This window comes from Pseudomonas sp. PAMC 25886 (genome assembly GCF_000242655.1).
Lineage (GTDB): Bacteria > Pseudomonadota > Gammaproteobacteria > Pseudomonadales > Pseudomonadaceae > Aquipseudomonas.
Genome location: NZ_AHHC01000050.1, coordinates 596,595 through 615,515 on the forward strand (window position 1 = coordinate 596,595; position 18,921 = coordinate 615,515).

The 18,921-nt window shown below is 62.6% G+C and carries 18 protein-coding genes; 10 read left to right on the top strand and 8 right to left on the bottom strand.

Annotation, left to right across the window (positions count from 1 at the left end):
• Positions 1 to 54 precede the first annotated feature (54 nt).
• Complete coding sequence (locus MUM_RS0118330; RefSeq protein ID WP_029615986.1) at positions 55 to 354, top strand: DUF7693 family protein; 300 nt, start codon at positions 55 to 57, stop codon at positions 352 to 354.
• Here the strand turns inward: MUM_RS0118330 and MUM_RS0118335 are convergent.
• Positions 351 to 2,498, bottom strand: coding sequence for a TonB-dependent receptor family protein (locus tag MUM_RS0118335; protein WP_010172416.1), 2,148 nt, complete (start codon positions 2,496 to 2,498; stop codon positions 351 to 353). The two genes, MUM_RS0118330 and MUM_RS0118335, sit on opposite strands and share 4 nt — an antisense overlap.
• Before the next feature lie 216 nt (positions 2,499 to 2,714).
• Here MUM_RS0118335 and MUM_RS1000000134615 point away from each other — a divergent pair, with 216 nt between their 5' ends.
• Genes MUM_RS1000000134615 through MUM_RS1000000134620 form a run of 3 tightly spaced genes read left to right on the top strand, consistent with a single transcriptional unit; the run spans position 2,715 to position 4,098 of the window.
• Entirely contained in the window at positions 2,715 to 2,873 is a 159-nt protein-coding gene (locus MUM_RS1000000134615) for a hypothetical protein (RefSeq protein WP_177325004.1), read from the top strand.
• A gap of 4 nt (positions 2,874 to 2,877) precedes the next feature.
• Entirely contained in the window at positions 2,878 to 3,516 is a 639-nt protein-coding gene (locus MUM_RS0118345; protein WP_010172420.1) for a helix-turn-helix domain-containing protein, read from the top strand.
• A 60-nt stretch (positions 3,517 to 3,576) separates the two neighbouring features.
• Positions 3,577 to 4,098, top strand: coding sequence for a hypothetical protein (locus MUM_RS1000000134620; protein WP_010172421.1), 522 nt, complete (start codon positions 3,577 to 3,579; stop codon positions 4,096 to 4,098).
• Positions 4,099 to 4,360: 262 nt separating this feature from the next.
• Here the strand turns inward: MUM_RS1000000134620 and MUM_RS0118355 are convergent, their stop codons facing one another.
• Both MUM_RS0118355 and MUM_RS0118360 read right to left on the bottom strand, forming a co-directional pair.
• The gene (locus MUM_RS0118355; RefSeq protein ID WP_010172423.1) at positions 4,361 to 5,689 is read right to left on the bottom strand and encodes an LLM class flavin-dependent oxidoreductase; all 1,329 of its coding nucleotides are present in this window, start codon (positions 5,687 to 5,689) and stop codon (positions 4,361 to 4,363) included.
• A 74-nt stretch (positions 5,690 to 5,763) separates the two neighbouring features.
• Complete coding sequence (locus MUM_RS0118360) at positions 5,764 to 6,288, bottom strand: MarR family winged helix-turn-helix transcriptional regulator (protein WP_010172425.1); 525 nt, start codon at positions 6,286 to 6,288, stop codon at positions 5,764 to 5,766.
• Between the two features lie 120 nt (positions 6,289 to 6,408).
• Between MUM_RS0118360 and MUM_RS0118365 the strand changes: the two genes are divergently transcribed.
• A complete protein-coding gene (locus tag MUM_RS0118365; RefSeq protein ID WP_010172427.1) occupies positions 6,409 to 7,209 on the top strand; it encodes an SDR family NAD(P)-dependent oxidoreductase in 801 nt (266 codons plus the stop codon).
• A 14-nt stretch (positions 7,210 to 7,223) separates the two neighbouring features.
• Here the strand turns inward: MUM_RS0118365 and MUM_RS0118370 are convergent, their stop codons facing one another.
• The gene (locus MUM_RS0118370) at positions 7,224 to 7,478 is read right to left on the bottom strand and encodes a hypothetical protein (protein ID WP_010172429.1); all 255 of its coding nucleotides are present in this window, start codon (positions 7,476 to 7,478) and stop codon (positions 7,224 to 7,226) included.
• Between the two features lie 86 nt (positions 7,479 to 7,564).
• Entirely contained in the window at positions 7,565 to 7,870 is a 306-nt protein-coding gene (locus tag MUM_RS0118375) for a putative quinol monooxygenase (protein ID WP_010172430.1), read from the bottom strand.
• 151 nt (positions 7,871 to 8,021) lie between these two features.
• Here MUM_RS0118375 and MUM_RS0118380 point away from each other — a divergent pair, with 151 nt between their 5' ends.
• The gene (locus MUM_RS0118380) at positions 8,022 to 9,737 is read left to right on the top strand and encodes an amidase (RefSeq protein WP_010172432.1); all 1,716 of its coding nucleotides are present in this window, start codon (positions 8,022 to 8,024) and stop codon (positions 9,735 to 9,737) included.
• 22 nt (positions 9,738 to 9,759) lie between these two features.
• On the opposite strand, the gene MUM_RS0118385 is transcribed toward MUM_RS0118380, so the two are convergent.
• From MUM_RS0118385 to MUM_RS0118395, 3 genes are all read right to left on the bottom strand, one after another.
• Positions 9,760 to 10,053 carry a hypothetical protein gene (locus tag MUM_RS0118385; protein WP_010172434.1) on the bottom strand — a complete coding sequence of 98 codons (294 nt, stop codon included), beginning with the start codon at positions 10,051 to 10,053 and terminating at the stop codon, positions 9,760 to 9,762.
• Positions 10,054 to 10,174: 121 nt separating this feature from the next.
• Positions 10,175 to 12,325 carry a phosphocholine-specific phospholipase C gene (locus MUM_RS0118390; RefSeq protein ID WP_010172436.1) on the bottom strand — a complete coding sequence of 717 codons (2,151 nt, stop codon included), beginning with the start codon at positions 12,323 to 12,325 and terminating at the stop codon, positions 10,175 to 10,177.
• A gap of 54 nt (positions 12,326 to 12,379) precedes the next feature.
• Positions 12,380 to 13,591 (bottom strand): XylR family transcriptional regulator, encoded by a 1,212-nt coding sequence (locus tag MUM_RS0118395; protein ID WP_010172438.1) that lies wholly within the window; start codon positions 13,589 to 13,591, stop codon positions 12,380 to 12,382.
• 153 nt (positions 13,592 to 13,744) lie between these two features.
• On the opposite strand from MUM_RS0118395, the gene xylA reads away from it, so the two are divergent.
• From xylA to MUM_RS0118415, 4 genes are all read left to right on the top strand, one after another.
• Entirely contained in the window at positions 13,745 to 15,061 is a 1,317-nt protein-coding gene (xylA, locus tag MUM_RS0118400; RefSeq protein ID WP_010172440.1) for a xylose isomerase, read from the top strand.
• Between the two features lie 81 nt (positions 15,062 to 15,142).
• Positions 15,143 to 16,144, top strand: a complete 1,002-nt coding sequence (gene xylF, locus MUM_RS0118405; protein ID WP_010172442.1) for a D-xylose ABC transporter substrate-binding protein — start codon at positions 15,143 to 15,145, stop codon at positions 16,142 to 16,144.
• An 80-nt stretch (positions 16,145 to 16,224) separates the two neighbouring features.
• A complete protein-coding gene (gene xylG, locus MUM_RS0118410; protein ID WP_010172444.1) occupies positions 16,225 to 17,784 on the top strand; it encodes a D-xylose ABC transporter ATP-binding protein in 1,560 nt (519 codons plus the stop codon).
• The gene (locus MUM_RS0118415) at positions 17,785 to 18,921 is read left to right on the top strand and encodes a sugar ABC transporter permease (RefSeq protein WP_010172446.1); all 1,137 of its coding nucleotides are present in this window, start codon (positions 17,785 to 17,787) and stop codon (positions 18,919 to 18,921) included.

The window sequence follows — 18,921 nt, forward strand, 5'->3', positions numbered from 1 at the left end:
GAAACACCCTCTCGGGAACGCGACACTGCACGCCCCCGAAAAAGGCTCATTTTCATGACTCCATCCACCTCGACCGTCTCTGCGCGGGAGGCTTACCAGTTGCTCAAGGACATCGCCCTTGGCACCCGCACCGTGCAGGTTGCAGCGTCCCCGATCGAGATCGAGGGGACACTGCTTCGCGCCGATGGCTGGCAGATCACCCTGCTGGCGCACGATGGCGTACTTCGCCGCTGTCTCTCCTGCGAATCCCCCGACGGCAGGACCGGCAGCCCCGAGAACTGGCAGCGTTTCGGCACCGATCCGGTCAGCTTGCTGAGTGCCTGGGAGCAGGCGCAAATCGAGGCCCTGCTTTAACGCCAGCTCCAGGAAACGCCGGTGTACACGCCCATGCCATCCCCCGGCGTCGACCGCGCCACGTCCATCCCTTTGTCGTCATAACCCGGCGTGACCGTATTCGCGTAGCGCCGGTTGGTCAGGTTGCGCAGGTCGACCCAGGCTTGCCAGTCGTGCTTCGGCGCGTCATACCCGAGCGTCGCACCGAGTAGGGTGTAGGCCGCCGCGTAGTAGGAATTGGCGTAGTCCACGGCCACCCGCGATGAATGCTCGCCGTTGAGGCTGGTGTAGAAACCGCTCGGATGGCTGTAGCGCAGTTGCGCCTGGTAGTAGTGCTTGGGGATGCCGGGCAAAGTGTTGTCGCCGAAGCGGTCGTCGTTGCGGTAGTGGAAGTCGCTGTAAGTGTAGGCCTGACGCAAGTCAAACCGGCCGGTGCGGCCACCCTCCCACAGCGGGCTGATCAGGCTCAGTTCCACGCCTTGGTGCACGGTAGGGCTGGCGTTGGATTCGGCGATGATTGCGGACGTGGTGGACGTTGCGGCCTGGGTTTCAACGCTGAGCAGTTCGTGGCGCACCTCGGAACGGTACAGCGCCAGGTCCCACTGGCCGAACCACGCTTCACCGCGCCCACCGACTTCCAGGGTGGTGGCGGTCTGGTTTTTCAGTTTCACGCCTTCACGTTGCAGGCCGCTCGCCGGGCCGCTGCCCTTGGGGAAATACAGATTGGAACCCCAGATCATCGACCACGCATGGGGCGGCTCAACCGAACGGCTCAGGTTGCCGTACACCTGCAGTTGCGGGCTGAAGTCATAACGCAGGCCCACCCGTGGCGCGTAATCCCAATCGTGCTGGCTGACCGGTGTGTGGGTCTCTGGGTAGCTGACTTCGGTTTCACGACGGGTGTAGATCGCCGCCAGGCCGGTGGTCAGCCAAAGGTCCGGCACCAACTCAAGGTCATTGCCGATATGCAGCACGCTGTCGGAACCCAGGTAGCTGTAGTCGCGGGTCTTGGTGCCGGGCGCGTAGCCAGCCGTATTGCCGGTCGGGATCCGTACGAACTCCGAGCCACCGTTATTCGGCATCGCCTGGGTGGTGCGCAGGCCGAGGGTGGTCTTGCTGTCGCGCCCGAACAACGTGTCCTGGCGGATGTAATTCACGGTGCCACTGACGTCGGTGTACGCGACCTTCAGGCGGTTGGTGCCCTCGCGCAGGTCCATCGGGTAATCGTGATACGCCAGCCCGACCTCGACCCGGGCGTTGTCGTCCAGGTGCAAGGTGGTTTTGTTGGCGATCCAGGTCGAGCCCGGCTGCGTGCGTTTCGAATCCCGCGCCACGTTGAGGGCGGCAGCGGCGCGTGGATCGTGGCTGATCTGGTCGCGGGTCAGCTTGCCGGGGGAATCGTTGTCGGTTTCGCGGTAGCGGAAGTAGAAGCGGGTTTCCAGGTCGGGGTTGAAGCGGTAGCCAAAATTGGCCGCCATGCCTTTGCCGCTGCCGGCGCTGTGGTTCTGGAAGCCGTCGTAGTGCGAGTCGGTAAGGCTGATGTAGTAGTCGGCGTCCCCCAGCACCTGCCCCGAGCTGATTTCCCGCTGGCCGTAGCCATGGCTGCCGGCTTCGTAGCGCACCTGCAACGTGGGGGCGTCGTAGCCGGTATGGGTCACGTAGTTGACCGCCCCGCCCAGGGCCAGGGCGCCCTGGTCAAACCCGTTGGCGCCGCGCAGCACTTCAACGCGGCTGAGCCACAACGGGTCCTTGAGCTCGTAGGGCGTGCCACCCGGGCCGGTCAGCGGCAGGCCGTCGAAGGTCTCGTACAGGCCGGAAGCGTGGGCACCCGGGCCACGGTTGATGCCCGAGCCACGGATCGAAAGTTTCACCCCTTCGTTGTTCGCCGCCTTGGCGTACACGCCAGCCTGGTATTTGAACACGTCCTCGTTGGTGCTCACCCGCCCCTGGTCGACGCTGCCCATGTCGATGTAGTTGGTGGCGCCGGGCACGCTTTTAAGTTGAGCCTGAGCCAGTTCATCGGCGCTGAGTTCGGCGCTGCTGACTTCGACGGGTGCCAGTTGCAGCGTGTCGTCGGCCTGGGAGACCGGGCTGAAGCTCAGGGCAGCGCCAAAGCCGAGCAAGGGCCAGGCTTTTCGGGCGGGGAACAGAAACGCGGGGGGCATGGGGGTAAATCCTTGGAATTCGTTTTTGCGACGGGCTTGGTCCGGCGCAAGGTCTGTGGTGGGATGCCGGTGAGGCTCTCCGGGTCACCCCTAATGAACGGACAGCCGTGATTCGGCGTTAAGTCCAAAATCGAATTACCAAATGCAAACTCAGTATTTATGGAAATAAGTAGTACGGATTACTGTAGGGCCATTGAGTCCCCAGAGATTTACGTCATGCAAGCATCTGCCACCGTCATCGATTTCACCCTCCACCGCAAACGCCGCCAGGCTCGCGCAGCGGCTGAGTTGATGTGGGCGATGTACGCGGCACGGGCCGGGGTCGCGGTGTTTACCGCACAAGTCACCTCCTCCAGCGATACCCGCCGGGCGTGAGGCGATGAATTTCCTGCATGCGATTCCCGAAGTGCCCGACCTCCCCTCCAAATCCAAAGACTGCAACAGCGGCGACGACGACGCCATCGGCCAGTGCGTCGCCCATAACCTGCAACGCCTGCGCAGTAAACGCTACCTGTCGCTGGATGCCCTGGCACGCAACTGCGGCGTGAGCCGGGCGATGCTCGCGCAGATTGAATCCGGGCGCAGCGTGCCGTCGATCAAAGTGCTGTGCAAGATTGCCAAGGGTTTGAAAGTGTCGGTGGCGGCCTTCCTGGAAAACCGTGCGTTCGAAGGGGTTGAACTGCTGCCGGCGCAACAGAGCAAACGCCTGGTGAGTGCCGATGGCACCTTTATCAGCCGCGCGCTGTTTCCCTACGATATGGCGCGCCAGTCGGAGTTCTACGAGATACGCCTGAAGGCCCTCGGCGAGGAGATTTCAGAGGGCCATGGGCCGGGCATCCAGGAAAACCTGGTGGTGGCCCAGGGCGTGCTGGAAGTCAGCGTCAACGAAGAACGCTACCTGCTGTCCACCGGTGACTCGATTTTGTTCTACGCCGACCAGCCCCACCGCTACCGAAACCCCGCAGACAGTGAGGCGGTGGCGTTCCTGGTGATCACCTACCCGGAACGGCTGGACTGAAACGCAAAAAGCCCCAGCACTCGCCGGGGCTTTCTGGTTTCACGCCAAACGAATCAGCAGGTGCAGCACATCATCGGCATGCCGTTGCAGCTCATCATCATCGGCATGGCGCAGTCGTTCATCATTTTCATCATCAGCATGCAGCAGTTGTTCATCATGTCCATGCTCATGCCCGGCATCGGCATCATCTTGCAGGTCATGCAGTCTGCTTCCATCTTGCATTCCATGATGCACTTCATCATCGGCATAGGCATGCCCATCGGCATCATCATCGGCATGTTCATGGCAGACATGCTGTTCATCATCGCCATGCCGTCTTCAGACATGCACATCATCGACATGTTGGCGCACTGCATCATCATCGGCATGCCGCAGTTCATCATCATCGCCATCATTTCGGCGTTGTTCTTGAACATCGCCATGTCCATGCCCGCGGCCGGCTTCATGGTGCACATCATGGCCTCGTCGGTCATCTTGCAGGTCATGGTGGCCATCATCATCGGCATGCCCATCATCGGCATCATAGGCATCGCGTTGTTCATTGGCATCTGCATGGCGTTCATCATGTTCGAAACTCCGTAATCGACAGGAAATGAGTAAGTTCTGGGGCCGATTCTAGAGATGCCGTACAACGGCGCAAGGCGCTGGCCCAGCAGCAAGAATAGATGCTGGATGGGGATTTATCGGAGCGAGGCAGCCGATAATTCCGTGATAACAGACCCTATGACGCGATCACGCCGGACAGCTCCGTTATCGGGGCTGAACCGGCGCGATGGATATGCGTTTGGGGAATGGCCTCCAATCAGAAGGAAATAAACGATCTAACCAGGGTAAAAATACCCGGTCACCCGGCGAAAAATCGGTTCGCCGGTCGCGGCAACCCGAGGTTTTCCCGCAGGGTAGAGCCTTCGTACTCCCGTCGAAAGATCCCGCGCCCCTGTAACTCGGGCACTACCTTGGCGACAAAATCATCGAGGCCGCCCGGCAGCCACGGGAACATGATGTTGAAGCCATCGCTGCCCTCTTCCTCCAGCCACTGCTGCATCTCATCGGCAATGCTGTGGGCCGTGCCGACAAACGACAAGCCGGCATACCCGCCGAGGCGCTGGGCCAGTTGGCGCACCGTCAGTTGCTCCCGATCAGCCAGCGCCAGCACCCGCTCCCGGGAGCTTTGGCTTCCGTTGGTTTCGGGAATCGCCGGCAGGTAGTGGTCAGGATCAAACTGGGTTGCGTCGGTACCCAGTGCTATCGACAGCGAGGCAATCGCACTTTCGTAATGCACCAGGCTGTCGAGGTGAGCACGAATTCGGCGGGCCTCTTCCTGTGTATCGCCGACCACCACAAACGCCCCGGGCAGAATCTTCAGGTGGTCGGGATGCCGCCCCACCGCCAGCATCCGGCACTTGATATCGGCATAGAACCTGCGCCCCTCCTCGAGCGTGCCCGGCGCGACAAAAATCACCTCGGCGGTTTCTGCCGCCAGTTGCCGCCCGGGCTCCGAGGCACCGGCCTGCACGATCACCGGCCAGCCCTGCACCGGCCGGGCAATGTGCAGCGGGCCGCGCACGTTGAGATAGCGGCCCTGGTGATTGAGGGTGTGCAGCTTGTCGGGGTCGAAGTACACGCCACTGTCGGCATCGCGGATGAAGGCGTCATCGGCCCAACTGTCCCAGAGGCCGGTCACCACATCGTAGAACTCCCGCGCCCGGGCGTAGCGTTCGTCGTGGGCGTAGGCCTGTTCCAGGCCAAAATTCTGCGCGGCATCCGGGTTGGCAGTGGTGACGATGTTCCAGCCGGCGCGACCGTTGCTCAAATGGTCCAGGGACGCGAAGCGCCGGGCGATGTGGAACGGTTCGTCGTACGTGGTCGAGGCCGTTGCCACCAGGCCGATGTGCTCGGTGGCCTGGCTCAGGGCCGACAACAGGGTGAACGGTTCAAATGAGGTGGCCGTGTGGCTGCGCTTCAACGCCTCGATGGGCATGTTGAGCAGCGCCAGGTGGTCGGCCATGAAGAAGGCATCGAAACGCGCCTTCTCCAGGGTCTGCGCAAACTGCTTGAGGTGCGTGAAGTTGAAGTTGGCGTCGCGGTAAGCGCCGGGATAGCGCCAGGCGCCGGTGTGGATGCTGACCGGGCGCATGAACGCACCCAGTTTCAGTTGGCGTGGAGTGGTCATGGAAAGCCCCTGATCGAGAGGGGCTCAGCATCGGATGGGCGAATGGCGTCTGTCTAATAACGAAAGGATCTGGCTTATGCCGGGACTGACCGGCTGTGGTAGTCCGCCAGAAACTCTTCGGAGGCAACATGATCCGCCATGCCCCGCAGTTGCGCCGCCGAATCATGCCCCAACACGTCCTCCACCCGGTTATTGGCTGAGGCCCAGTACACCAGCGCCTCACTGAACAGCGCCTGGCCCTTGGGTGTGAGTACGCAACGTTTGGTGCGCTTGTCCAGGGCGTCCGGGCGCAGCTCGACAATCCCGTCGCGCACCAGCGGCTTCATGGCATGGGTCAGCGCCGACATCAGGATCGCCAGGCGTCCGGCCAGTTCCTGCAACGTCGGCCCACCCTGCTCATCCACCGCCGCCAACCGCGTGATTTCACCCAGCAAGCCGACCTGCGTGGCCTTCAGGCCAATCGGCGCCAGCGCTTCGTCATACAGCTGCCCCAAGCGCCTGGCGGCACGGCGCAGGGCGTTGTTGGTGCACGCCACGTCGCCCAGCAAATCCAAAAGGTCGGCGCGTGCTTTATCGGTGTTGATCTTCTCTGTTGGCATTTTCAGCTCCTCCATGGCGCTAGAATGATTGAGTACTAAACCATTGACAAGGACAAATCCCAAGCTTATAACTTGAGCCCTCAACAATATTGGTTGAGTACTCATCTATTGGAGCCGTTCATGTCGACCCCCGCTTCCACAAAAGTTGCCCTCATCACGGGCGCGTCCTCCGGTATTGGTGCGGTGTATGCCGACCGACTGGCGGCTCGCGGCTACGATTTGATCCTGGTCGCCCGCCGTGAAGACCGTTTGAAAGCCCTGGCGGCGAAGATCACCCAGGCCCACGGACGTCAGGTGCAGACGATCGGCGCCGACCTGGTCAACCCCGCGGACCTGGCCCGCGTAGAAAGCCTGCTCGCCGGCAACCCGGCGATTCAGGTGCTGGTGAACAACGCCGGCCTGGCCCGCCTGCACCCGCTGGCACAGTCCTCGGTCGAGGACTCCATGACCCAGATCGCCCTGAACATCACCGCCCTCACCCGCCTGACCCACGCAGCGCTGCCCGGCATGCTGGTGCGTAAGGAAGGTGTGATCATCAACGTGGCGTCGGTATTGGGCGTGCACTCGCTGCCGGTCAGTTCCGTCTACAGCGGCACCAAGAGCTATGTCCTGGCGTTCAGCCGTGGCTTGCAGGCAGAGCTGGCAGAAACCGGAGTGAAGGTGCAGATCGTGTTGCCGGCGTCCACCGCCACCGAGATTTGGGACGAGTCGGGCATTCCGCTTTCCGCACTGCAAAAAGAGTCGGTCATGACCACTGAAAATCTGGTGGACGCGGCATTGGCCGGGCTTGACCAGGGCGAGTCGATCACCTGGCCGTCGGTGGCCGATGGCGGGTTATGGGATACCTACGATGCCGCGCGCGGCGCGTTGTTTGCGGCCACGCAGACGGGCAAACCGGCACCTCGGTACGGGATTGTCTGAGGCGCCCGCAGGGCTTACTGAATACCGATGGAAATGCGCCGCACAGTCTGCTCCTCACGGGGCAGGCTGATGTCGCCTTCGTAGGTGCACTCGCGGCCGGTGCAGCTGTTTTCCACGGTCACCGGCGCAAGGCTTTTGACCGGGAAACGTGGCTTGGGCTCAGCCTGCGGCGTGAGGGGTACAGCGCTGAGGACGGGGGCCTCGTAGGTCAGGTCCAGGTTGGACGCGTGGGCCTGGGTGGCCAGAACGGCGAGCAGTGCGCTCGCCATGACAGTCCTTGTAAACAACATCGAAATCTTTCCGGGCAGCAAAAAATGAAGGGGCCATGATAAACCCTTGAGCCACCGGATTGAAGTCAGAGCGTCTGGACGGCGGGTTCCAGCACCAGAACGTTGGAGGGGCCGGCACGAAATGTCGGGTTGTGCTTCGCGGCTTCCAGCATGTGGGGCGCTGCGTGGTGATCCTTGAGCGCTGCCTTTGACGCCCACGTCTCGATCAACACAAAACTGTCGCTGTTGCCTTCCACCGGATGCAGGTCGTACTGGATGCAACCCGCTTCGGCCCGCACCAGCGGAGCGAGCCCGGCAAACGCGGCCAACTGGTCCGCGCCCCGCCCAGGCTGGGTATTGATGATGACGACAAGCCGCACTTCATCAGACATAAACAGCACCGTTATCGATAAGGGAATTGAGGGGCCACAGTAAGGGATGCCATGCTCTGGCGCTACGAAAAATCTATCAGTAAGCTACTTTCACTGAACGGATTGAGTCAGCACTCAAGCCCTCCCCTTTTCTGCACCCGGCGATAACCACGTGATCGAAGTAACCGAAGTTTCCATTGCCCAACTGCGCGCCGCGCTCGAGTCCGGCCAGACCACGGCGGTGGAGCTGGTAGAGGCCTACCTCGCCAGGATCGACGCCTACGACGCGCCCAACACGCCCACCGCCCTCAACGCGGTAGTGGTGCGCAACCCGCAAGCGCTGGAGGAAGCCCGGGCAGCCGATGCTCGCCGGGCCAGCGGCACAACCCTGGGGCCGCTCGACGGCATTCCCTATACAGCCAAGGACAGTTATCTGGTCAAGGGCCTCACCGCCGCTTCCGGCAGCCCGGCGTTCGCGAACCTGACCGCTTACCGCGATGCGTTCACCATCGAGCGGCTGCGCGCAGCGGGCGCCATTTGCCTGGGCAAGACCAACATGCCGCCCATGGCCAACGGCGGCATGCAGCGCGGCGTGTATGGTCGGGCCGAGAGCCCGTACAACGCCGACTACCTCACCGCACCGTTCGCCTCGGGCTCCTCCAACGGCGCCGGCACCGCCACCGCGGCGAGCTTCGCGGCATTTGGCCTGGCGGAAGAAACCTGGTCCAGCGGACGCGGCCCGGCCTCCAACAATGGCCTGTGCGCCTACACCCCGTCCCGTGGGGTGATCTCGGTGCGCGGCAACTGGCCGCTGACCCCGACCATGGACGTTGTCGTGCCCTACGCCCGGACCATGGCCGACCTGCTTGAAGTGCTCGACGTGGTAGTCGCAGAAGACCCCGACACACGCGGCGACCTGTGGCGGATGCAACCCTGGGTGCCGATCCCCGGCGTGGCCTCGGTACGCCCAGAGTCCTATGGCGCCCTGGCCGCGACCGGCGATGCACTCGCCGGCAAACGCTTCGGCGTGCCGCGCATGTACATCAACGCCGACCCCGAAGCCGGCACCAGCGACAACCCGGGAATCGGCGGCCCCACCGGCCAGCAAATCAAAACCCGGGCCTCGGTGATTGACCTCTGGGAAGCCGCGCGCAAAGCCCTCGAAACAGCAGGCGCTCAAGTGGTCGAAGTGGATTTCCCGCTGGTCTCCAATTGCGAAGGCGACCGCCCCGGCGCGCCGAAAGTGTTTACCCGTGGCCTGGTGTCCAAGGAATTTCTCCACGATGAATTGTGGGAACTGTCGGCCTGGGCGTTCGATGATTTCCTGCGCGCCAACAACGACCCCACGCTGAACCGCCTGGCCGATGTCGACGGCCCGAAAATCTTCCCCCACGACCCCGGCACCCTGCCCAACCGCGAAGACGACCTGGCCGCCGGCATGGACGAGTACGTGCGCATGGCCGAGCGCGGCATCACGCCGTGGGACAAGATCAGCACCGTGCCCGACGGCCTGCGCGGCCTGGAACAGACACGACGCATCGACCTTGAAGACTGGATGGACACGCTGGGGCTGGACGCCGTGATCTTCCCCACCGTCGCCGACGTGGGTCCGGCGGATGCGGATGTGAATCCGGCCTCGGCGGATATCGCCTGGAGCAACGGGGTGTGGGTGGCCAACGGCAACCTCGCCATCCGCCACCTCGGTGTGCCGACCGTGACGGTGCCCATGGGCGTTATGGCGGATATCGGCATGCCGGTGGGGCTGACCTTTGCCGGCCGTGCGTATGACGATTCGGCGCTGCTGCAATTGGCGTCGGCGTATGAGTCGACAGGGAGCAAGCGGTTGGTGCCGCCGCGCACGCCGAAGCTGGTGGCGGGCAAGCCGTAAACCAAAAAGGGATTGGAACCGTTCAGGCTCCAATCCCTTTCGTTGCAGCATCAGCATCATCGCCCAGTTTGCGCATCAACTGATCGGCTTCCGACCCGGGCTCAAAGCGAAAGCCGCGCATCTCGTCGAGCAGCAACGTGTCGCTGATTGCCCCCCACAACTGCTCCGGGCTCGGCTTGTTGCGCAGCAGGATGTAAGAGAGCAACAGCCGCTCGATGGGAACGCCTCGATGGCAGGCGGTTTCAATGATTGCCAGCAGGATAAAGCGCAGTCGAACTTCCCGCTCCGTGGGCCAAACCGTTTTTCGCTTACCCACTGCAGGGCCTCAGTTTCAGGAAAAGCGTGAGGCTATGGCCGAGTGGTTTTTGTTTCAAGCGCTGCTGGGGGGGAAAGCCCTGATCCTACAGTAAACAGGGAAAGGGCTTACGAAATCGCCCTTACCCACGCTTACCCATCAACGGATCGCTGATACTGTGCGCGCCGGTTTCAATCCGCCCCGCCACCCGCCGCACCCAACCGTGTTCGTCACGCAACTTGAAGTCGTACCAACCACCGTTCGGCTGGCACGAGAACGTGCGCTGCACGGTGCTGCCGCCGGCAATCTCCAGCAACCAGGGCCCTTGTTTGGTGTAGGGGCAGCGCTCGATGGTCACCGACGCGGTGCGCTTACCAGGGTTGACCAGGGTCAGCAGCAACGTATCGCCGTGATAGGCCAGGGATAACTCGGGCTCACGTCGCAGCAGATTCCCCTTGAATGCACGGTGGAAGCCATTCGGCCCCAACAGCCAGAGCTTGTAGGCCCCTGCGACTTGCCAGGTGTCGCTGAGGTGCTTGCCGGCTTCCACGGTGTAGCGCCGGGGTATGTCATCCAGGTGCAGGCGGTCGTAGACGTGGAACACCACCCCTTGTTCGCCATGGTTGAAGAAGTCCAGGCTCACGGAACCGGCGCGACGGTCAACTGAACCCTCGACATTCAACTGGTACGGCAGCGCCCGGGAGGGCCGCGCCATGCGGGCCTGGAACGGTGCCTGTTGCTGGCCCACGGTTGGCACGGCGACCTGGGGCAGTTGTTCCTGGCGTTGGCGCAGGGTGTCGGCGGCCTGGCGGCTGATGGTGTGCAGCGGCGGCAGGGTTTCGGTGTTGGGGTTGACGAAGTTGAAGGCTGACGTGAGGTCGCCGCATACGGCCCGGCGCCAGGCGCTGATATTGGGTTCGCGCACGTGGAAGCGCTTTTCCAGAAATTGCAGCACAGAGGTGTGGTCGAACGCCTGGGAGTTGACCCAACCGCCCCGGCTCCACGGCGACAGCACCAGCATCGGCACCCGTGGACCGGGCCCGTATACCCCACCGTCGGGCGCGGGTTGCTCGGTTGAACCGGGTGGCGCCGGATGGGTGAAGATCTCGCTGTCGAACTTCACCGTGGACTTGCCGGCAAAGCTGCCGTCCAGCCGTTTGGACGGTGCGGATGGTGACGGCACGTGGTCGAAGAAACCGTCGTTTTCATCGTAGTTGACCAGCAACACGGTCTTGCTCCAGACCTCCGGGTTGGCGGTCAACGCCTTGAGGATTTCCTGGGTGAACCAGCCACCCTGCACCGGGCTGGAAGGCCCGGGGTGTTCGGAGTAATCGGCCGGGGCCACCAGCCAGCTCACCTGCGGCAGGTGACCGTCGTTCACGTCCTTGCGAAAGCCCTGGATGATCGCTTCCAGGTCGCTGCCGCTGACCGCCGGCAGTGTGTTGCCGTTGCCCTTGTACAGCGGCACGCGGGCATTCAATGGGTCGCTGTAGGGCACGAAGTCCTTGAAGTCCTTCGGTGGCACCGCGGGGTTGCCAGCCGCAACGCTGGCCGCACGAAACTGGCGAAAACCGGCCAAAGGATTATCGCCAAAGTTATCCGGCAAGTACTGATAAACCTTCCAGCTCACGCCCGCTTCTTCAAGGCGTTCGGGGTAGGTTTTCCAGGTGTAGCCCACGCTCACCGCACCGGGGCCGTCCCACTCGTTGACCACCGCCGCGACGTTCGCACCGGTCGGGCCGTTGGTGCCGGTCCAGTGGAACAGCCGGTTGGGATTGGTGCCGGCGTGCACCGAACAATGGTAGGCATCGCACAAGGTGAAGGTGTTGGCCAGGGCGAACTGGAACGGCACTTCCTGCTCGCGGTAGTAGCCCATCGAGGTGGGCGTCTTGAACGTCGGCCAGGCATGCATCCGGCCACTGCCCCAGGCGGCGTGCTCGTCCACCCAGGAATGAGGCGTGCCGCTGACCCGCTGGGCGTTGCCACGGGAACTGTCCAGGTGATAGGGCAAAATCCGCCGCCCCACGCCCTGCTGCTCCCACACCCGGTGCCCGCCCGGCAGTGGAATGGTGAAGCGGTCACTGAACCCGCGCACGCCGGGCAAGGTGCCGAAGTAGTGATCGAACGAGCGGTTTTCCTGCATCAGGATCACCACATGCTCGACGTCCATGATGGTGCCAGTGCGGTTGTTGGCGGGGATCGCCAGGGCCTGGCGAATGGAGTCGGGCAACAGGGTGTAGGCGGATCCGATAGCGGCGGCTTGCAGCAGTGTCCTGCGTGTAAGAGTCGGCATAAGACGATTCAATCCCTTGAAGTTCTGGAGCGAGGCTCAGGACAAAATAGGGACTCAAGGCGACAAAGAAATGACATCGCTCGAATCGCGTTCAAGCTGCCCCACTTGATACTCCCTCGGCGTACACCCGAACTCGCGCTTGAACACCGTGTGCAGGTACTGCGCCGATTTGAACCCGCAGTCGTAGGCGATATCCGCGATGCCCGCCCCGGTATTTTCCAGGCTGGCCACCGCCGCCGCGAGTTTGAAGCGCAGGATTTCGTCGTGGACGCTGCGGTTCAGTTCGCTGCGAAAATGCGCTTCCAGGGATGAGCGCGACACGCCGACGTAGTTGGCGACCTGGGCGGTCTTGATGCCCTGGCAGGCGTACTGGCGAATGAAGTGCAACGCCTGCATCACGTAGGGATGGCCGAGGGGTTGGTGCAGGCTTGAGGTCTGTACGTTGACGGCTTCCGGCGGCACCAGGATCTGGCTGCCTGCCGAGGGCATGCCGTGCAGCATCTGATGCAGCAGGCGCGCGGCGGTGCGGCCCATTTTTTCGGTGCCCTGGATCACCGAGCTCAGCGGCACGCGGGTCAGGGTGCGGGTCAGCGGGTCGTTGTCGATGCCGATCAGTGCCACTTGCTCCGGCACCGGGATGCCCGCCGTGAGGCAGGCTTGCAGCAACTGCCGGGCGCGGGCGTCGCTGACCGCGATGATGCCGATGGGCTTGGGCAGGCTGTGCAGCCAGGCGATCTGTTGCTCCACCGCCGAGTCCCACAGCGGCGCGCTGGTACCCAACCCGCGATACACCTCCACGGGTAAACCATCGCGCTCCAGCAGGCGGCGGAAGGCTTTTTCGCGCTCCTGGGCCCAGCGGTTGATATCCGCTTCCGGCAGGCTAAAGCAGGCGAAGCGCGTCAGCCCGGCTTCGATCAGGTGTTCATAGGCCAGCCTGATCAGGGCGAAATTGTCGGTGGCCACGTACGGGATATGCCGGGGGTAAGCCCGTTCATCCTCGTAAGACCCGCCCACCGCTACCACCGGTAAATGCACCCCCGCCAACGCCGGGCCCATCGCCGGGTCATCAAAGTCGGCAATGATGCCGTCGCCATGCCAACGCTCGATGCCCTTGAGCCGGCACACAAAATCCTCCTCCAGAAACAGATCCCACGACACCCGCGTGCTGCTCAGGTAGTTGCCGATCCCGGTGATGATGCCGCGATCGTAGATCTTATTGCCATTGAACAGCAGGGCGATCCGGTGCACAGGCGGGACAGTTTTCACAGGGGCGGCTCCTGGCGAGGTATCGCCCAACTATGCGCCCAAAGCCACTCAAAATCGAACCCCGCTCTGGTGATTTTCATAATCGATTGGCCGGGGGCCGTTGCTAGTATCGAGGCAAGGTTAACGTGTACTCATAACAACAAGGATCTGGCGATGCCCTACTTTCCCGCTGTCGAAAAAATCCTCTACGAAGGCCCTGATAGCACCTCTCCCCTGGCCTTCCGGCACTACGATGCGAACAAGCTGATCCTCGGCAAACCGATGCGCGAGCACCTGCGGATGGCCGCGTGTTATTGGCACACGTTCGTCTGGCCTGGCAGTGACATGTTCGGCTCCGGCACCTTCCAGCGGCCCTGGCAGCAACCGGGGGAAGCGCTGCAGGTGGCGCGCGGCAAGGCCGAGGCGGCGTTCGAGTTTTTCTCCAAGCTGGGCATCGATTACTACAGCTTCCACGACACCGACGTTGCCCCCGAAGGCGCAAGCCTGGCGGAATACCGCGACAACTTTGCACGGATGGTCGACCAGCTCGAACACCATCAGGAACAGACCGGCATCCAGCTGCTGTGGGGCACCGCCAACTGCTTCAGCAACCCGCGCTTTGCCGCCGGTGCCGCCAGTAATCCGAACCCGGAAGTGTTCGCCTATGCGGCAGCCCAGGTGTTCAGCGCGATGAACGCCACTCACCGCCTCAAGGGCTCCAGCTATGTACTGTGGGGCGGCCGCGAAGGCTACGAGACGCTGCTCAACACCGACCTCAAGCGCGAGCGCGAGCAACTCGGGCGCTTCATGCGCATGGTGGTCGAGCACAAATACAAAATCGGCTTCACCGGCGAGCTGTTTATCGAGCCCAAGCCGCAGGAGCCGACCAAGCACCAGTACGACTACGACACCGCCACCGTATTTGGCTTCCTGCACCAGTTCGGCCTGGAGAAAGAGATCAAGGTCAACATCGAGGCCAACCACGCCACCCTCGCCGGCCACAGCTTCCACCATGAAATCGCCACCGCCGCTTCCCTGGGCATTTTCGGCAGCATCGACGCCAACCGTGGCGACCCGCAGAACGGCTGGGACACTGACCAGTTTCCCAACAGCGTCGAGGAACTGACCCTGGTGACCTACGAGGTGCTCAAGGCCGGTGGCTTCAAAGGCGGCGGCTACAACTTCGACTCCAAGGTGCGTCGTCAAAGCCTCGACGAAGTTGACCTGTTCCATGGCCACGTGGCCGCGATGGATGTGCTGGCGCTGTCCCTGGAACGCGCAGCCGCCATGGTGCAGAACGATGCCCTTGAGCAGTTCAAGGCCCAGCGTTATGCCGGCTGGGACAAGTCGTTCGGCCGCGCCGTGCTCGGCGGCGACTTCAGCCTGGAGTCGTTGGCCGAGCATGCCTTCAGCCACCAACTCAACCCGCAAGCGGTCAGCGGCCGCCAGGAGATGCTCGAAGGCGTGGTGAATCGCTTTATCTACCCATGACCGCTACGCTCTAGCGTTTCGTGTGCAACACGCTCCAGGTCCAGAAGTGCGTCTAAACAACAATAAAAGGGACTCACCATCATGAAACACCTGAAAACTGTCTTATTCACCAGCGTTCTGGCACTGCTTTCCAACTCGGTCATGGCTGACGCAGCCCATCCGAAAATCGGCTTTTCCATCGACGACCTGCGCCTTGAGCGCTGGGCCCGCGACCGTGATTACTTCACCGCCGCCGCCGAGCAACTGGGAGCCAAGGTCTATGTGCAGTCGGCGGATGCCAACGAGCAGCGGCAGATCTCGCAGATCGAAAACCTGATCTCCCGGGGCGTCGATGTGATTGTGATCGTGCCGTTCAACGCCACGGTGCTGAACAACGTGGTGGCCGAAGCGAAGAAAGCCGGGGTGAAAGTGCTGTCCTATGACCGGCTGATTTTGAACGCCGATATCGACGCCTACATCTCCTTCGATAACGAAAAGGTCGGCGAGATGCAGGCCCAGGGCGTATTGAACGCACAGCCTAAAGGCAATTACTTCCTGCTCGGCGGCGCCCCTACCGACAACAACGCGAAGATCCTGCGCCAGGGTCAGATGAAAGTGCTGCAGCCTGCCATCGACAAGGGCGACATCAAGATCGTCGGCCAGCAATGGGTCAAGGAATGGAACCCCACCGAAGCCCTGAGCATTGTCGAAAACGCCCTGACCGCCAACAGCAACAAGATCGACGGCATCGTCGCCTCCAACGACGCCACCGCCGGCGGCGCGATCCAGGCCCTGGCGGCACAAAAACTGGCGGGCAAGGTGCCGGTCTCCGGGCAGGACGCCGACCTCGCCGCGATCAAGCGCGTGATCGCCGGCACCCAGACCATGACCGTCTACAAGCCCCTGAAGCTGCTGGCGTCAGAGGCGGCCAAGCTCTCGGTGCAACTGGTGCGGGACGAGAAACCGGCCTACAACTCGCAATACGACAACGGCAGCAAACAGGTCTCGAGCATCCTGCTCAAGCCGACCGCGTTGACCAAAGACAACGTCAACGTGCTGGAAGAAGACGGGTTCTACACCAAAGCGCAAATCGCCGGGCAGTAAGCGTACGGCTCACTGCAGGAGCGGCTTGAGGCCGCTCCTGCATGCCACCCCGCCTTTTCGCTGTGGAATGAGTGCCCGCCATGTCCGACTACTTGCTGGAAATGAACAACATCGTCAAAACCTTCGGTGGCGTCAAAGCCCTGAATGGCATCGACATCAAGGTAAAACCCGGGGAATGCGTGGGGTTGTGCGGCGAGAATGGCGCCGGCAAATCGACCCTGATGAAAGTGCTGTCGGCGGTGTATCCCCATGGCACCTGGGACGGCGAAATCCTTTGGGATGGCCAACCGTTGCGCGCACATTCCATCGCCGAAACCGAAGCCTGCGGCATCGTGATCATCCACCAGGAACTGACCCTGGTGCCCGACCTCTCGGTGGCCGAAAACATCTTCATGGGCCACGAGCTGACACTGCCCGGCGGGCGCATGAACTACCCCGCCATGATGCACCGCGCCGAAGCCCTGATGCGCGAACTGAAAGTGCCGGACATGAACGTCGCCCTGCCCGTCTCGCAATACGGCGGCGGCTATCAGCAACTGGTGGAAATCGCCAAGGCGCTGAACAAGCAGGCGCGCCTGCTGATCCTGGATGAACCCTCCTCGGCCCTCACCCGCTCGGAAATCGAGGTGCTGCTGGACATCATCCGCGGCCTCAAGGCCAAAGGCGTTGCCTGCGTGTACATCTCCCACAAGCTCGATGAAGTCTCGGCCATCTGCGACACCATCGCGGTGATCCGCGACGGCAAACACATCGCGACCACTCCCATGGCCGACATGGACGTGTCGCGCATCATCACCCAGATGGTCGGCCGTGAGATGAGCAACCTCTACCCCACCGAACCTCACACGGTGGGCGAGGTGCTGTTCGAGGCGCGCAACATCACCTGCTATGACGTCGACAACCCGGGCCGCAAGCGCGTGGACGATGTCTCGTTCAGCCTGCGCCGGGGCGAGATCCTCGGCATCGCCGGGCTGGTGGGCGCGGGCCGCACGGAGTTGGTGTCGGCGCTGTTCGGCAGTTATCCCGGGCGCTATGAAGGCGAGGTGTGGCTGGAGGGCAAACCCATCGATACCCGCACGCCGCTGAAGTCGATTCGCGCGGGGTTGTGCATGGTCCCGGAAGACCGCAAGCGCCAGGGCATCGTCCCGGATTTGGGCGTGGGGCAAAACATTACCCTGGCGGTGCTGGACAGCTTCTCGCACCTGACGCGTATCGACGCCGAGGCAGAACTGGGCAGCGTCGAGCAGGAAATCAAACGCATGCACCTGAAGACCGCCAACCCGTTCCTGCCGATCACCAGCCTCTCCGGCGGCAACCAGCAGAAAGCCGTATTGGCGAAAATGCTCCTGACCCAACCCCGGGTGCTGATTCTCGACGAACCTACCCGTGGCGTGGACGTGGGCGCCAAATATGAGATCTACAAACTGATGGGCGCGCTGGCGGCCGAAGGCGTGTCGATCATCATGGTGTCCTCGGAACTGGCCGAGGTGCTGGGCGTATCCGACCGGGTGCTGGTGATCGGCGAAGGCCAGTTACGCGGCGACTTCATCAACCAGGGCCTGACCCAGGAACAGGTGCTCGCCGCCGCCCTCAGCCAACCGAACGGGCATGACAATAATAATGATCGGAAGTCCGCGTAAATGAATCAGGTCAAACAGCTTTTCACCCGCTACAAAATGCTCGCCCTGCTGATCGCCGTGGTGCTGATCTGGGTGTTTTTCAGCTGGCAGACCGAAGGCGGTTTCCTGACCCCGCGCAACCTGTCGAACCTGCTGCGGCAGATGTCCATCACCGGCATCCTGGCCTGCGGCATGGTGCTGGTGATCATCAGTGGCGAGATCGACCTGTCGGTGGGCTCGATGCTCGGTTTGCTCGGCGGCGTCGCGGCGATCCTGGATGTGGTCTATCACATTCCGCTGCCGCTCAACCTGGCCATCGTCGCTCTCTGCGGCTTGCTGATCGGCCTGGGTAACGGCTACATGACCGCGTACCTGCGCATCCCCTCGTTCATCGTCGGGCTGGGCGGCATGCTCGCGTTTCGCGGGGTGCTGCTGGGCATTACCGGCGGCACCACGATTGCACCGGTATCGCCCGAGTTGGTGTACATCGGCCAGGGCTATCTGCCGACGGTGGTGGGGGTGATTCTTGGCGTGTTGCTGTTCGGGCTGGCGGTATTCCTGACCTGGCGCCAACGCCACAACCGCGCCCTGCACGGGCTGGCGCTGCCGTCGATGCTGCGCGACAGCGTGCGCGTGGTGCTGATCGGTTTCGTACTGGCCGGCTTCGTCTACACCCTCAACAGCTACGACGGGATTCCCGTGCCGGTGCTGCTCCTGCTGGTGCTGCTGGGCGTGTTCAGCTACGTCACCAGCCAGACCGTGTTCGGCCGCCGCATCTACTCGGTGGGCAGCAACATGGAAGCCACGCGCCTGTCGGGGATCAACGTGCAGGCGGTCAAGCTGTGGATCTTCGGAATCATGGGCGTGATGTGCGCCCTCGCCGGGCTGGTCAACACTGCACGCCTGGCCGCCGGTTCACCGTCGGCGGGCAACATGGGCGAACTGGACGCCATCGCGGCCTGCTTCATCGGCGGCACGTCGATGCGCGGCGGCTCGGGCACCGTGTACGGCGCCTTGCTCGGTGCACTGGTGATCAGCAGCCTGGACAACGGCATGTCGATGCTCGACGTGGACAGTTATTGGCAGATGATCGTCAAGGGCAGCATCCTGGTGCTGGCGGTGTGGGTGGATGTGAGCACACGGACCGGGCGTCGTTGA